Genomic DNA, 14,576 nt, shown 5'->3' with positions numbered 1-14,576 from the left:
TTTGCCCGTCAGGGCGTGAGCCTGCTCACACATTTACCCGAGCTTGCTCCCTACAATGGCCGCCCAATTGGCCTTTGAGGACACACTATGCATCCCCGTTTTGCCAAGCCATTCGATACCCTCTCTGCCCCGCTCAAAGCAGCCGTGCAGCCCATGCTGGATAGTGCCGACTTCAACGCCCGCTTCACGCCGGAGCAAGTCGCCACCCTGAAAGCCGCCACAGGTCTCGATGATCGCGCCCTGCGCCTCGCCCTGTTGCCGCTGGCCGCCGCCTGCTCGGTCGCGCCCATCTCCAAGTTTTATGTCGGTGCCATCGCCTGCGGCCTGAGCGGCAGCTGGTACTTTGGCGCCAATATGGAGTTCGCGGGACAAGGTCTGTTCCACTCGGTTCACGCCGAGCAGTCCGCCATCTCCAACGCCTGGCTGGGTGGCGAGACCGGGATCTCTGAAATCACCGTCAACTACACCCCCTGCGGCCACTGCCGTCAGTTCATGAACGAACTGAGCACCGCCAAGATCCTGAAAGTCTCTCTGCCCGATGACCTGAGCGCCCTGCAATCCTTCCTGCCCCACTCGTTTGGCCCGGCGGATCTCGACATCACAGATGCGCTGATGAGCCCGCAGGATCACGCAGAGCTTGAACTTCAAAGCGAAGACCCGCTGTGGCAAGCCGCGCTGGCCTCCGCCCGTCAAAGCTACGCCCCCTATAGCCAGGGCTATGCCGCGGTGGCGCTGCAGTTTGCCGATGGCCGCATCTTCTCTGGCCGCTACGCCGAGAACGCCGCCTTCAACCCCAGCCTGCCGCCGATGCAGATGGCCTGCGCCCATGCAGTGCTTAATGGCGAAGATCTTGCCACCATCCGCCGCGCCGTGCTGCTGGAGAATAAAAACGGCCAGATCAGCCAGCGTGACTCCGCCCAGTCCACCCTCAAGGCGCTGGGCTCGGTCGAGTTGGAGTATCAGGCGGTCTGACCCCGGCTTTGCGTCGATAAACGAAAGCCCCCGCACCTTGGTGCGGGGGCTTTTTTACTTGGCCGTTTAACCGGGAGCGACCGGTGATCTGCACGATTTGGCGCGGTTGATCACCCCGTCTAACCGGTTGCTGATCAGACCGGTTTCAGCCGCGCAGTGAAGTGGCGCAGCAGCGGCGGCTCGTATTCAAAGGTGAGCCCGCGAATGTCGCTGGCCCGCGCTTTCACCGCGATCAGGCAGTCGGCCACATAGTCCATGTGATCCCGGGTGTAAACCCGGCGCGGAATGGTGAGCCGCAACAGCTCGAAATCTGCCGCCTCCTGCTTGCCGGTGGCGGGATCACGCCCCAGCAACAGGGAGCCAATCTCCACCCCGCGCACGCCCCCTTCCAGATAGAGCTCGCAGGCGAGCGCATGGGCCGGAAACTGCTCGGCCGGAATATGGGGCAGCAGCTTTTTGGCATCGACAAACACCGCATGGCCGCCAGTGGGGGTTTGGATGGGGATGCCCGCCTCGGCCAGCCGCTCGCCGAGATAAGCCACCTGACTGATGCGATAGGTGAGATACTCCTCATCCATCCCCTCGCGTAGGCCAATGGCGAGCGCCGCCATGTCCCGTCCGGCAAGGCCACCGTATGTGACAAACCCCTCCATCGCCACGCAGCGCACCTGCACCGCACGGAACAGGTCGAGATCCTCTTTGAAACAGCAGAGCCCGCCGATATTGACCAGCCCGTCCTTTTTGGCCGACATGGTGAAGATGTCCCCCAGCGCAAACATCTGGCGCACTATCTCCTTGATGCTGCACTTCGCATAAGCCGGATCCCGCTCCTTGATAAACCAGGCGTTCTCGGCAAAGCGGGCGGCGTCGATCACCACCGGAATATGGTGACGACGGGCCAGCTCGGAGACCGCCTCCATATTGGCCATGGAGACCGGCTGGCCACCGGCGCTATTGCAGGTCACCGTGATGATGACGCCGGCCACGTTGTCGGCCCCCAGGGTCTTGATGGTGTTGGTCAGGCGAGGAAGATCAAAATCCCCCTTCCAGGCATAAGGGGCCGTGGTGTCGAGAGCTTTCGGAGTGAGCAGGTTGATGGCCCGCGCGCCGGCCAACTCCACATGGGCCTCATCCCCCATCATGATACCGGCCCACTGGCGGTCGGACATGGCACCTGTGCCACTGTCGGTCAGCAGATCGATATAGACATCTTCGGCCAGCAACAGGAAGAGGTTCCAGCCAGCGGCCTCGAGGGCGGCGCGGCGCTAGGCGCCAGTGGTCTGTTTGATGGGCTCGACCATCTTGATACGAAACGGCTCGGGCATACGACGCATAAAAGACTCCTCACCGGCGCAAGGCCAGTGTGTTTGAAATCGGGATTGGCAAAGAGGCCGGGGCGTAGCTGTCATGATTGGCATCACTCCCTTCCATATCGGTTGTAGACAGTCGGTGGCCAATAAGATCCATTGATGGATGCTGCCAACGGGCAGCCTCGCCACGTTAACGACTGGTTGATTTGTAAACAATGGGTGCACCGACAGGCTGTGCGCCCGCTCACAAAGTGCGCATCTGTGCGGCAAACCGGCAGTGAGGTTGATCCGCCCGCTCCCTAGGTTCGTTATTCTCCCTACCCACACGCCACATCCCCCATCAGCCAAGGCCGGAAGCCATCATGCATCGCAAATCCCATCTGCCCGAGAAAATCTGCCCCGTCTGCCAGCGCCTCTTCAGCTGGCGGCGCAAGTGGGCATGCAGCTGGGAGGCAGTGCGCTACTGCAGCGAGCGCTGTCGCCACGCTCGTCACCACAGCAGTCAACATAATGGGGAGCAAGTCTGATGGAGCTGCGCCTTGTGCTCGGCGATCAGCTGAACGCCGCTCACAGCTGGTTTCGCACACCGGATCCGGCGGTCTGCTATCTGATGGCAGAGCTGCGCCAAGAGACCGACTACTGCCGCCACCATCGCCAGAAGGTGCTGGCCTTCTTTGCCGCCATGCGCGCCTTCGCGGCAGCCCTCACCCAAGCGGGCCACCGCGTCTGTTACCTGACCCTCGATGAGAGTGCCCGCTGGCCCGATTTACCAAGCTTGCTGGAGGCTCAGCTCGAAGCACATCAGGCCGACAGCTTTGCCTGGCAGAGCCCGGACGAGTGGCGCCTCGCCAACCAGTTGAAGAGCTGGGCCGCTGGCCTTGCCATCCCTGCTACCGAGGTAGATAGCGAACATTTTCTCACCCCCCGTGATGGCTGGCAGCGCTACCCCCACAGCCGGATGGAGTTCTTCTACCGCGCCCTGCGCAAACAATACCAAGTGCTGCTTGATGAGCGCGGCCAGCCCCTTAGCGGGCGCTGGAACTTCGATGACGAGAACCGCGCCAAACTGCCGGCGAGCCAGCCCATCCCGGCGCCCCTCACCTTTGCCAACGAGGTGAACGAGATTGACGCCATGTTGACCCGCCACGGGGTCAGCACCATCGGCGAGTCGGATGCCAGCAGACTGCCGTGGCCCATCAGCCGGCGCCAGAGCCGCGAGCTGCTGGCACATTTCCTGACGCACTGCCTGCCCCACTTTGGCCGCTATCAGGATGCCCTGAGCGAGCGGGGCTGGAGCCTGTTTCACAGTCGCCTGTCGTTTTCCCTCAACAGCAAGATGCTTCATCCGCTTGAGGTGATCCGTGCAGCCGAAGCCCACTGGCAGGCCAATCAGGCCTCCATCACCCTGGCGCAGGTGGAGGGCTTTATTCGCCAGATCCTTGGCTGGCGCGAGTTTGTCCGTGCCCTCTACTGGGAGAAGATGCCCGACTACAAGCAGACCAATTTTCTCGGGGCCAACCGGCCGCTACCCGGCTTTTTCTGGAGCGGCGAAACAGACATGGCCTGCGTGCGCCACGCCATTCGTCAGTCTCTGGAACACGGTTACGCCCACCATATCCAGCGGCTGATGGTGACCGGCAACTTTGCCCTGCTGGCGGGGATTGACCCCGATGAGGTGGATCAGTGGTATCTCGGCATCTATGTGGATGCCATCGAGTGGGTGGAGCTGCCCAACACCCGCGGCATGAGCCAGTTTGCCGATGGCGGCCTGATGGGCAGCAAGCCCTACGCCAGTAGCGGCGCCTATCTCGAGCGAATGGGCCACTACTGCAGGGGGTGCCACTATCAGGTCAAAGCCCGCAGCGGCGACGGAAGTTGCCCCTTCAACAGCCTCTACTGGCACTTTCTCTGGCGCAATCGGGACAAACTTGGCGGCAATCCCCGCCTCGCCCTCCCCTATGCCAACTGGGATGGCCAAGCCGCCGAACAGCAGCACGCCATTCTGGCGACGGCGGAGCAGTACCTAATCCAGCTGGAGCAGCTGTAAACGGGCCACTCCTCGTGACAACAGCGCAGCGATTTACGCTGGCAATCAGGCGTGCCATCGCACCAAACACCAGCCTGTGACTGGCAGGCAGACGGAGATCCCAATCCTGCGCAGAGCGGTTGAATATCCTGTGGCGGCTGATTATGGTGGTGGCCACATCAAGGTTTCCATCAACCAAACATCAGAAAAACGAGTCTAAGGAAAGACGATATGGAGATAGTGATTCTCGGTGGCGGCGTGATTGGGGTAACCAGCGCCTGGTATCTGGCCAAAGCGGGTCACAAGGTGACCCTGCTGGAGCGACAAGGGGGCGTCGCCCTTGAAACCAGCCATGCCAACGCCGGGCAGATATCCCCCGGCTATGCGGCCCCTTGGGCGGCCCCCGGCATTCCGCTCAAGGCCGCCAAGTGGATGCTGCAAAAGCATGCCCCCTTCACGGTGCGCCCCACCGCCGACCCCTTCCAGCTGCGCTGGATGCTCAGAATGCTCGCCAACTGCACCCCGACCGCCTATGCCACCAACAAGGGGCGCATGGTGCGCCTCGCCGAATACAGTCGCGATTGTATGAAGCTGCTGCGCGACGAGCTGAACATCGATTACGAAGGGCGCCAGCTCGGCACCCTGCAGCTGTTTCGCAGCCAATCCCAGCTCGATGCCAGTCAGCGCGATATCGAGGTGCTGGAGGAGTATGGCGTCCCCTACCAGTCGCTGGATGCCAGCGGCTGCGAAGCGGCAGAGCCTGCGCTGGCACGGGTGCGCGGCAAAATCGTCGGCGGCCTGCGCCTGCCCGGCGACGAGACCGGCGACTGCTTCCGCTTCACCAAGGCCCTTGCCCTTGAAGCCGAGAAGCTCGGGGTCAAGTTTGTCTTCAACTGCGATATCGACGAGATTGAGCAAGCCCGCGGCCGCGCCGTGGCGGTGCGGGCAGGCGAGCAGCGCTATCGCGCCGATGCCATCGTCTGTGCGCTCGGCAGCTATGCCACCGGCTTTTTGCGGCCGCTGCTGCGCCCGCTCGGGCTGGAGCTGCCGGTCTATCCGGTCAAGGGCTACTCCCTCACCCTGCCGATGATCAACGCTGACGCGGCGCCGCGCAGCACCGTGCTCGACGAGACCTACAAGGTGGCCATCACCCGTTTTGACGAGCGGATCCGGGTCGGCGGCATGGCGGAGCTGTCGGGCTACAACCTCGCCCTTAACCCGAGGCGCCACGACACCCTGGCCATGGTGGTGGGGGATCTCTTCCCCGAAGGGGGCGATATCAGTCAGGCTGAATTCTGGACCGGCCTGCGCCCCATGACGCCGGATGGCACCCCGCTGGTCGGGCCAAGCCCCATTCCCGGCCTCTGGCTCAATACCGGCCACGGCACCCTGGGCTGGACTATGGCGGCCGGTTCGGGTCAGCTGTTGTGCGATCTTATCAGCGGCAGCGACCCCGCCATCAGCGACGAGGGGCTGACCCTGGCCCGCTACGGCTAAGCGCCCACGCAGTCGGGCTGTTTCACTTGCCAACTGCTCCCCCGGATAAACGCGAGACGACTGACGCCAGCCGCTTTATTGACAGGCCACCGCCACAAGCGGTGGCCTTTTCGTCTGATGTTGACCTCTCCCCCACCCGCCTGTCGCAGCTACGCTGTCCCTGCCGGTTAATGCAGCAAACGGCACAGAATATTGCGCAATTCGACTTGCGCAAGCCGCCACAATCCGTAATGTGGATAGACGCATTTTTCGCAGCGCATATTTTTTAAATGGCCTGTAAACCGCTTGTAAACAGGCGTCGCCAGACAAGAGGTTACGGGTGTCATCGCGAGTTTCTTTAGCAGCAATCCAGGGTAGGACAATATGAAAAAAGTAGGTTTGGTCGGTTGGCGTGGCATGGTGGGATCGGTTCTGATGAGCCGGATGCAGGAAGAGCAGGATTTCGCCCATATTCAACCCACATTCTTCACCACCTCCCAGGCCGGTGAGGCCGCACCCAACTTCGGCGTCGATGCCGGTACCCTGCAGGACGCCTTCGATATCGCGGCGCTGGCCAAACAGGATATCATCATCACCGCCCAAGGCGGCGACTACACCAAGGATGTCTATCCCCGCCTGAAAGCCGCCGGCTGGCAAGGTTACTGGATTGACGCCGCCTCCTCCCTGCGGATGGAGAAAGACGCCGTCATCATTCTGGATCCGGTCAACGGCGACGTGATTGAGCAGGCCCTGAACGACGGCATCAAGACCTTCGTTGGCGGCAACTGCACCGTCAGCCTGATGCTGCTGGCACTGGGTGGTCTGTTCAAGGCCGATCTGGTTGAGTGGGTGAGCGTGGCCACCTATCAGGCCGCCTCCGGTGGTGGTGCCCGCCATATGCGCGAGCTGGTCACCCAGATGGGGATGCTGCGTGACGAAGTGGCGGTCGAGCTGGCAGACCCTGCCTCCGCCATCCTCGACATCGAGCGCAAGATCACCGAGAAGACCCGCTCCGGCACCCTGCCGGTGGACAACTTCGGCGTGCCGCTGGCCGGTGGCCTTATCCCCTGGATCGACACCAAGCTCGACAACGGCCAGAGCCGTGAAGAGTGGAAGGGTCAGGCCGAGACCAACAAGATTTTGGGTATCGAGAATGCCGTCATTCCGGTGGATGGTCTCTGTGTGCGGATCGGCGCCCTGCGCTGCCACAGCCAGGCGTTCACCATCAAGCTGAAAAAGGATGTGCCGCTGGCGGAGATCGAAGCCCTGCTGGCTGCCCACAACGACTGGGTGAAAGTGATCCCCAACGATCGCGACATCACCGCCCGCGAGCTGACTCCGGCGGCCGTCACCGGCACCCTCAGCATTCCTGTCGGTCGTCTGCGCAAACTCAATATGGGCCCGGAGTATCTGGCCGCCTTTACCGTGGGTGACCAGCTGCTGTGGGGCGCCGCCGAGCCGCTGCGCCGTATGCTGCGTATCCTGCTGGCCCGTTAATCCGCAAGCCAAACACAGATACAACAAGGGCGGGGAGTCACACTCCCCGCCCTTTTTCATTGCCAGTTTTTATGACCCGTTTAGCAGGTTCGCGGCCTTGCGGTCACGCTTGCCGTTACTTGAGCAGGATGCGCTGGCAACCGCTGTAGATCTCGGCCCGACCGGGGCGGCAAAAGCCCACCAACGTCAGTCCGGTCTGCTCGGCCCGCTCGACCGCAAGCTCGGTGGCAGCAGAGATGGCGAGCAAGATCTCCACCCCGGCGCTGGCGCACTTTTGCACCATCTCGAAGCTGGCGCGGCTGGTCACCAGAATGGCACCGTCACGGCGGCCAGCGCGGCACAAGTGCCCCACCAGTTTGTCCAGCGCAATATGGCGTCCCACATCCTCGCGGATGGCGAGAATGTTGCCCTCACCATCCAGATGCACTGCCGCATGGGTGGCGCCGGTGCGCTGGCCCAGCAGCTGGAGCGGGCGCAGCGCGCTCAGCACCTTGTCGATATGCCCTACCGCCAGACTCTGACTATCGGGCAGCAGTGGCTGGGTGCGGATCACCTGCTCCAGACTCTCGCTGCCGCAGATGCCGCAACCGGTGCGGCCCGCCATGGTGCGCCGCTTCTCTTTGAGGCGATGGACGCAGCGGTTGGCGAGGGTGATATGCAGCTCAATCCCCTGACAGCCGTCAATCTGCTCGATGTCGTGGATATCGAGCAGGCTATCGATGATCCCCTCCGAGAGCGAGAAGCCGATGGCGAAATCCTCCAGATCGGAGGCCGAACACATCATCACGCTGTGGGCAATGCCGTTGTAGACCAGCGCCACCGGCGTCTCGGAGGGGAGCGCCATCTCGCTGTCGCAGGTCAAGGTATCAGCGCGGTAGTGCACCACCTCGCGGTGGATGGCGCAGCGGGCCAGCTCGTTCTGTTCGCTCGGTTCTCTCTGCTCGCCCCGCGACTCACGCTCAAGTAGCTCTCTCATGGTGCGACCCCGTCAATGATTTCGGGATCCCGGGCCGAGATGCCGAGCCGCTTCATTTTGGAGAGCAAGGTGGTGCGCTTCATGCCGAGGCGGTTGGCCGCCCCCCGCTCGCCAGCGACTATGCCATTGCAGTCGCGCAGGGCGGCGATGATCGCCTCGCGCTCATCCTCCGGCCCCTCGGCAAAGAGCGGCGTGGCGGGCTCGTCATAGACCAGCGTCTCAATCTTGTGGTAGCCCTTGAGGGGCATCAGCTCCTCCGGCGAGAGGTTCAGCACGTGACCGCGAGTCATCACCACGGCGCGCTCGATGACGTTCTCCAGCTCGCGGATATTGCCGTACCACGGCAACGACACCAGCATCTTCATGGCATCGGCGGGGATGGCGGTGATGGTGCGGCGCATCCGCTTGGCAATCTTTCTGACGAAGAAGTTGACCAGGAGCGGGATATCCTCGCGCCGCTCGCGCAGGGGCGGCAGCTCGATGGGAAAGACGTTGAGACGATAGTAGAGGTCACTTCGAAAGCGCTTGTTCTTGACCATGGAGAGCAGATCGCAGTTGGTGGCGGCCACCAGCCGCACATCCACCGCGATGGGGTTGCTGTTGCCGACCCGCTCCAGCTCGTGCTCCTGCAATACCCGCAAGAGTTTCGGCTGCAAATCCAGCGGCATATCCCCCACTTCGTCGAGGAACAGGGTACCCTTGTGGGCCCGCTCGAAGCGGCCGATGCGCTGGGTCAGGGCGCCGGTAAAGGCACCCTTCTCGTGGCCAAACAGATCGCTCTCGATAAGGCCGGTCGGGATGGCGGCGCAGTTCACCTTCACCATCTCGTGATCGTGGCGGGCACTCAGGGCATGAATGGCCTGGGCGATCAGCTCCTTGCCGGTGCCGGTCTCGCCAAGGATCAGTACGGTACTGTCGCTCTCGGCCACCAGCCGCACCTTCTCCAGCACGTTTGCCATCACCGCGCTCTGGTAGATGATATGGGGGAACTCCCCCTGCATCTGCGGCTCGTTGATGCGAATGGTCTTCTCTTTGGCACCGTTGGTGTTGGAGATCTCCTGCTGCGCCTGCACGTTGTTCATGGCAATGGCCGTGCGCGCCGCCACCTGCTCCAGCAGGGAGATGTCGATATCGGCGAAGAAGTTGGCCTCTGGATGAGAGAGGATCAGCACCCCCAGCAGATTGCCCTGATAGCGCAGCGGCAAAATGCAGGAGCTGTCGGCATCGGGCGGCAGGATCTGGGAGGTAAAGCGGCAGCTCGACTGGCAGCCGTGGCCCTGCTCGCGATAAACGAAGAAGGGCTCGCTGTGGCGCAGCGCCCCCTGCAGGCAGTTCTTCTCAAAACAGGAGTGATCGATGATCCCCGGCTGATCGCTCTGCTGCTGGTTGACCAGATAGCTCTTGAAGCTGTCCGAGGTGGCGTTGTACTCGGCCAGACAGAGGCTGCTGATGCCAAAGTGGTGGTGCAGGATGGCAAACAGGCTCTTGGGCAGCTCGGCGATGCGCACCAGCTTGATCACCGCGTTGGTCACATCCACCAGAATTTTGCAGCTGTCGCGCTCAAGGCGCAGGGAGTTGGCCTGCTCCAGAGTGCGCTCCTTGTCCTGCACGTTCTCCAGCGCAATGGCGATGATGGCGGCCAGCTGGGTCAGCTTGGCGAGCGTCTCCATGGTAAAGCTGTCGAGGCGGGTATTGATGAACTCGACCCCGCCAAGATGGCTGCGGGCGGTGGTGATGGGGAGCTGGCAGTAGGAGCGCAGCCCCTCATAAATTCCTTCGGCAGCGAGGGAGGCACAGCGGTTGGCAAAACGGGCGGCAGGCAGGATGATCGCCTGCTCGGTACCATCAGTGGGAGCGTGCAGGTCTGCCTTGCGGCAGACAAGGTGCTTTGGGCCGCTCTCTCCCATGTAACAGAAAGTGGCCTCCTCGCCGGAGCCCCGGTTGAGGATCAGGTTGACCCGGGTTACGCCGCCAAAGCCGGCATCTATCTTGTTGAGTTTGTGGATAAAGTCATCGAGCGTCACGGCCGACAGGAGGGATTTGGAGAGCAGGAGGAAACCGTCGTCCCAGATGGGAGAGATCTCGTCCAGGGGGATGGCACTCACAGTAAGCATTGCGGCCTCACGTTATATCAATTTCAGTCACCAGTCAGGCTGTCCATGCCATCGCATCGCGACACAAGCGTTTCACCAGAATTAATAGCCGCAGCGCACTATCCACGCTGCCAAAAGGAAGGCGGTGACGACACTTGTCGCATGTTGCAATTCCACCGTTGTTATTAACGAACGATAACAAAAAATAACATTGTTATCGGGTGATTATTATTGGAATGGCGACTCATCATAGATGAGCTCAAATTTCATTACAATCCGATTTAATATATCTGGTTGCCATATTCAGGCAATAATTACATCGCGGATTGAATAATGGATTGGTGGCCGTACAAGGGGCCATTGTCAACTGTCAGATCTCTCTGTTGCCTCCCCTTTGCTGTGCAATAAAGGCATCATTCGAAACACGTTCAGGTGGTCGCTCACGAGGTGACAAGGCGGGTGTGGCAGCACTTCAAACCGCCCAGAATAAAGAGCGCGGAGAAGCCCTGAAAGGCGAGCAGCAGCCAGCTGGCGTTGTCGGCAAGCTCAACCGAGACGCACTGGTGAGTGAGGTAGACCAGCAGGGTGATCACCCCCAGCAGCAGGCAGTTGATCAAGGTGGTGGATATAAACCCGATCAGCCAGGCACTGGAAATACTCAAGGCGGAAAATACGCTGCCCATGGCGAGCCGTGCTGCCATAAAACAGCCGAAAAAACCGAAGCCGAGCAGAAATATCATCTCGTCGCGCCAAATATAGCAACCTATTCCCAGCAATATCGCCGCCAGATAGGTGCCAATATAGAAAATTCCGAATAAGCGACCAATTTCATGTTGCATCATTTATCCCCTGTTTTTGGCTAATAAAAGGGTGCCCGACTCGATAAATCCGAGTCGGGTTCCCTTATTTGTGCAGAACGTCCTTTTTTAGGGCGGGTCAGCCTTTGGCTGCGCTGCGCAATTTCGCCTTGAGCGCGCTGTATTCAGTCTGGACGTACACTTCCGCCTCAGGCTGATTGTCGATGCGCTCGATCTTCACCGCGCAGTACTTGTACTCCGGCGTGTGGGAGACGGGATCGACGTGCTCGATGGTGAGCTCGTTGCAGGCCCCGATCCACCACTGGTAGGTCATGTAGACCACCCCGGCGTTGACCCGGTCGTTGTAGTTGGCGCGGGTGATCACCTTGCCACGGCGCGACGAGATCCAGACCAGCGCCTGATCCTTCACCCCGAGCTTTTTGGCATCGCTCGGGTGGATCTGCACATAGCCCGGCTCATCGGCCAGGGTCTGCAGCGCCGAGCAGTTGCCGGTCATGGAGCGGCAGGAGTAGTGACCTACCTCGCGCACGGTGGAAAGCACCAGCGGGTACTCGGCACAGGGCTGCTCCAGCGGCGGCCGCCACTCGGAGGCAATCAGCTGACCCTTGCCACTCGGGGTGGTGAACACATTCCCCTCGAACAGAGTGCTGGTGCCCGGGTGATCCTCGGTCGGACAGGGCCACTGCACGCTCTTGAGATCGGCCATCTTGTCGTAGCTGACCCCGGCATAGAGCGGGCAGAGCGCACGCATCTCGTCCCAGATCTCTTCGGTGTTGTGGTACTCCATGGGATAACCCATGGCGGTCGCCATCAACGAGAAGATGGCCCAGTCCGGCTTCACGTTCTCGGGGGGCGTCACCGCCTTGTAGAAGCGCTGGAAGCCGCGATCCGCCGAGCTGTATACCCCTTCATGCTCGCCCCAACTGGTGGCGGGCAGAATGACGTCGGCCATCTCGGCGGTCTGGGTCATGAAGATATCCTGCACGATCACCAGCTCCATCCCCGCCAGAGTGCGGCGGAACTGACCCAAGTCAGCTTCGGTCTGAGCCGGATCTTCACCAAAGATGTAGAAGGCCTTGCACTTGCCCTCCTCCACCTTGTGGCCAAGCTCCGTCAGGCGATAGCCGGGCTTTTGGGAGAGCGACTCCACGCCCCACGCCTTGGCGAACTTGGCGCTGATGGCGGGATCGGCCACCGACTGATAACCCGGGAACTGATGCGGCAGCATCCCCATATCACAGGTGCCCTGCACGTTGTTCTGACCACGTACCGGCCCGCAGCCGGTGCCGCGGCGACCGAAGTTGCCGGTCAGCAGCGCCAGACCCGCCAGCCCCTTGACCACGTCCACTGCCTGACCGTACTGGGTCACCCCCATGCCCCACAGGATCATGGACGCTGGCGACTCGGCATAGGTGCGAATGGCGGCGCGGATATCGGCGGCTTTGAGGCCAGTGATCCCCTCGACATATTCCGGAGTGTACTTGGCCACCGTCGCCTTGAAGGTCTCGAACCCTTCGGTGTAGTTGGCGACAAAGGCCTTGTTGTAGAGCCCTTCATTGATCAACACGTTGGCGAAAGCGTTAACCAGCGCCATGTTGGAACCGTTTTTGAGCGGCAGCCACTGATCGGCGATACGGGCGGTCTCCACCATGCGGGGATCACACACAATCACCTTGGCCCCGTTTGCCTTCGCCTTGAGGATATGGCGAGCGACGATGGGGTGAGAGTCAGCAGCGTTGTAACCAAACACCAGCAGGCACTTGGTCTCTTGAATTTCGGGAATGGCGTTGCTCATGGCGCCGTTGCCTACAGTTGTCTCCAGACCGGAGACTGAGGGTGCGTGTCACACCCTCGCGCAGTGGTCGACGTTGTTCGTCCCAATCACCGCACGGGCAAATTTCTGCATCACATAGTTGGCTTCATTGCCCGGGCCACGGGCAGAGCCGGTGGTCATGATAGCGTCCGGGCCATATTTCGCCTTGATGGCGGAGAGACGGCTGCTGGCGAACTCGATCGCTTCATCCCAGGAGACAGCCTCGAACTTGCCACCGCGCTCGCGGCGGATCATCGGGCTCTTGAGACGGGGGGTCAGCAGGTTGGTGTCGTTCAAAAAATCCCAACCGTAATAGCCCTTGAGGCAGAGCTGCCCCTCGTTGGTCCGGCCGTTGGCGCCTTCGGCCCCCACCACCTTGTCGTTTTCAACCAGCAGGTTGATTTTGCAACCGGTGCCGCAATAGGGGCACACGGTAATGACTTTTTTCATGACTCACACTCTTGTTTGTTAACGAAAAACGGCTCGGCAAGCCCGCTCACACCCGCGCCGGCATCGCCAGCAGTGCCTCGGCACTGGCCAGCTGCTTCTGCCGGTTCAGGTTTTCAAGATGCTCCGGCGTGACCAGCCGCAGCGCCTGGGTCGGACACACCTCGACACAGGCCGGGCCCGCCTCGCGGTGACGGCAGAGATCGCACTTGAGCGCCTGCGCCTTGGTCTGCGGACGCTTGAAGAGCGAATCGGCAGCGGGTGCCACCTCTTTGAGCACCACCGCCATGGCGCCGTAAGGACAGGCCACCACGCAGGACTTGCAGCCGATGCAGCGCTCCTGCAACACCTTGACGCAACCATCCTCGCTGACGATGGCATTGTTCGGGCAGGCCATGGCGCACGGCTTGTCTTCACACTGGCGGCAGAGCACCGGCGTGGTCACCTTGCTGCCCACGATCACCTTCAGGCGCGGCTGAAAGTAGCTGTCCTTGGAGACCAGATGTCCATCCTCGATGGCAAGATGCAGGCCGCCCTCCCGCTCAAGGGTCCCGCTGCAAGACCCTGACTGGTGTGAAACGGCGCAGGCCACCTCACAGGTACGACACCCAATACAGAGACTGGGATCTGCAATCACGAAGCTGTTCATAGAGAGGGATCCTAAATGGTTCGTTACACCGGGCCGCCCGCCGACAGGCAAAGAGGCGGCCAGCCCCCCACAAAGCATTTATCAGACCAAAACGGGCCAAGGTTGCGATAAAAAATCACAAGCAACTGAAAATAAAGAAGTAATCAGAAATAGAAGCGCGCTGATTGCCACCCCTGACGAGGGTGAGGACGGGGTGGGAAGTGTGATCGACACGACAAAAGTGACGAGCTCGACACCGGCTGACCAACCCCTGCCCCAGTCGCATAAGGAGCAGTTCGAAGGCATTTGCAGCCAGGGTCGGCTGCTCTAAACCAGAGAAGCGGAGGAAGGAAAACCGGGAAGAAAAACCATACCAAGAGCCAAAAATGGGCTGCGCAGCACGCCAAAGCCGCTTGGGGCGATGGCAAGTTGTTTGGTTTTGCTATCGAACTGGCAAGCCATCATCAAGTCAAATCGAACAAAAATGGGCCACTTATTGACTAATTTGTTGAGCCAGAGC

Annotated in this window: 11 protein-coding genes and 1 pseudogene; 5 read left to right on the top strand and 7 right to left on the bottom strand. The window is 61.0% G+C overall.

Annotated features, from left to right (window positions below):
- Window positions 1-87: 87 nt before the first annotated feature.
- A complete protein-coding gene (gene cdd, locus LG31_RS0100855; protein WP_033112623.1) occupies window positions 88-972 on the top strand; it encodes a cytidine deaminase in 885 nt (294 codons plus the stop codon).
- A gap of 134 nt (window positions 973-1,106) precedes the next feature.
- Here cdd and LG31_RS0100850 read toward each other — a convergent pair.
- Window positions 1,107-2,306: pseudogene (locus LG31_RS0100850) on the bottom strand (tryptophanase).
- A 338-nt stretch (window positions 2,307-2,644) separates the two neighbouring features.
- Here LG31_RS0100850 and LG31_RS20200 point away from each other — a divergent pair.
- The 4 genes from LG31_RS20200 to asd all read left to right on the top strand — a co-directional run bounded on the left by LG31_RS20200 (window position 2,645) and on the right by asd (window position 7,281).
- Window positions 2,645-2,809 (top strand): DUF2256 domain-containing protein, encoded by a 165-nt coding sequence (locus LG31_RS20200; protein WP_084059504.1) that lies wholly within the window; start codon window positions 2,645-2,647, stop codon window positions 2,807-2,809.
- Window positions 2,809-4,329 (top strand): cryptochrome/photolyase family protein, encoded by a 1,521-nt coding sequence (locus LG31_RS0100845; protein ID WP_033112622.1) that lies wholly within the window; start codon window positions 2,809-2,811, stop codon window positions 4,327-4,329. The genes LG31_RS20200 and LG31_RS0100845 overlap by 1 nt, the downstream gene beginning before the upstream one ends.
- 180 nt (window positions 4,330-4,509) lie before the next feature.
- Window positions 4,510-5,805 carry a D-amino acid dehydrogenase gene (locus LG31_RS0100840; protein WP_338010659.1) on the top strand — a complete coding sequence of 432 codons (1,296 nt, stop codon included), beginning with the start codon at window positions 4,510-4,512 and terminating at the stop codon, window positions 5,803-5,805.
- A 363-nt stretch (window positions 5,806-6,168) separates the two neighbouring features.
- Window positions 6,169-7,281 (top strand): aspartate-semialdehyde dehydrogenase, encoded by a 1,113-nt coding sequence (gene asd / locus LG31_RS0100835; RefSeq protein WP_033112620.1) that lies wholly within the window; start codon window positions 6,169-6,171, stop codon window positions 7,279-7,281.
- Window positions 7,282-7,396: 115 nt separating this feature from the next.
- Here asd and fdhD read toward each other — a convergent pair whose 3' ends face one another.
- The 6 genes from fdhD to LG31_RS21510 form a co-directional block, all read right to left on the bottom strand.
- Entirely contained in the window at window positions 7,397-8,257 is an 861-nt protein-coding gene (gene fdhD / locus LG31_RS0100830) for a formate dehydrogenase accessory sulfurtransferase FdhD (protein WP_238567456.1), read from the bottom strand.
- A complete protein-coding gene (locus LG31_RS0100825; RefSeq protein ID WP_033112619.1) occupies window positions 8,254-10,371 on the bottom strand; it encodes a sigma 54-interacting transcriptional regulator in 2,118 nt (705 codons plus the stop codon). The genes fdhD and LG31_RS0100825 overlap by 4 nt, the downstream gene beginning before the upstream one ends.
- A gap of 419 nt (window positions 10,372-10,790) precedes the next feature.
- On the bottom strand, window positions 10,791-11,090 hold the full coding sequence (locus LG31_RS0100820) for a hypothetical protein (RefSeq protein WP_225628382.1): 300 nt from the start codon (window positions 11,088-11,090) through the stop codon (window positions 10,791-10,793).
- Between the two features lie 196 nt (window positions 11,091-11,286).
- Window positions 11,287-13,431 (bottom strand): formate dehydrogenase subunit alpha, encoded by a 2,145-nt coding sequence (fdhF, locus tag LG31_RS0100815; RefSeq protein ID WP_081376060.1) that lies wholly within the window; start codon window positions 13,429-13,431, stop codon window positions 11,287-11,289.
- 46 nt (window positions 13,432-13,477) lie between these two features.
- On the bottom strand, window positions 13,478-14,077 hold the full coding sequence (locus tag LG31_RS0100805; protein WP_033112617.1) for a 4Fe-4S dicluster domain-containing protein: 600 nt from the start codon (window positions 14,075-14,077) through the stop codon (window positions 13,478-13,480).
- Between the two features lie 306 nt (window positions 14,078-14,383).
- On the bottom strand, window positions 14,384-14,576 hold a 193-nt coding region (locus LG31_RS21510), incomplete at its 5' end, for a hypothetical protein (RefSeq protein WP_033112616.1).

Origin of the sequence: Aeromonas lacus (assembly GCF_000764665.1) — a bacterium.
In the GTDB taxonomy this organism is placed as follows: Bacteria; Pseudomonadota; Gammaproteobacteria; order Enterobacterales; family Aeromonadaceae; genus Aeromonas; species Aeromonas lacus.
The sequence above is the reverse complement of the archived record's forward strand: the minus strand, read 5'-3'. Positions and strand labels throughout refer to the sequence as shown.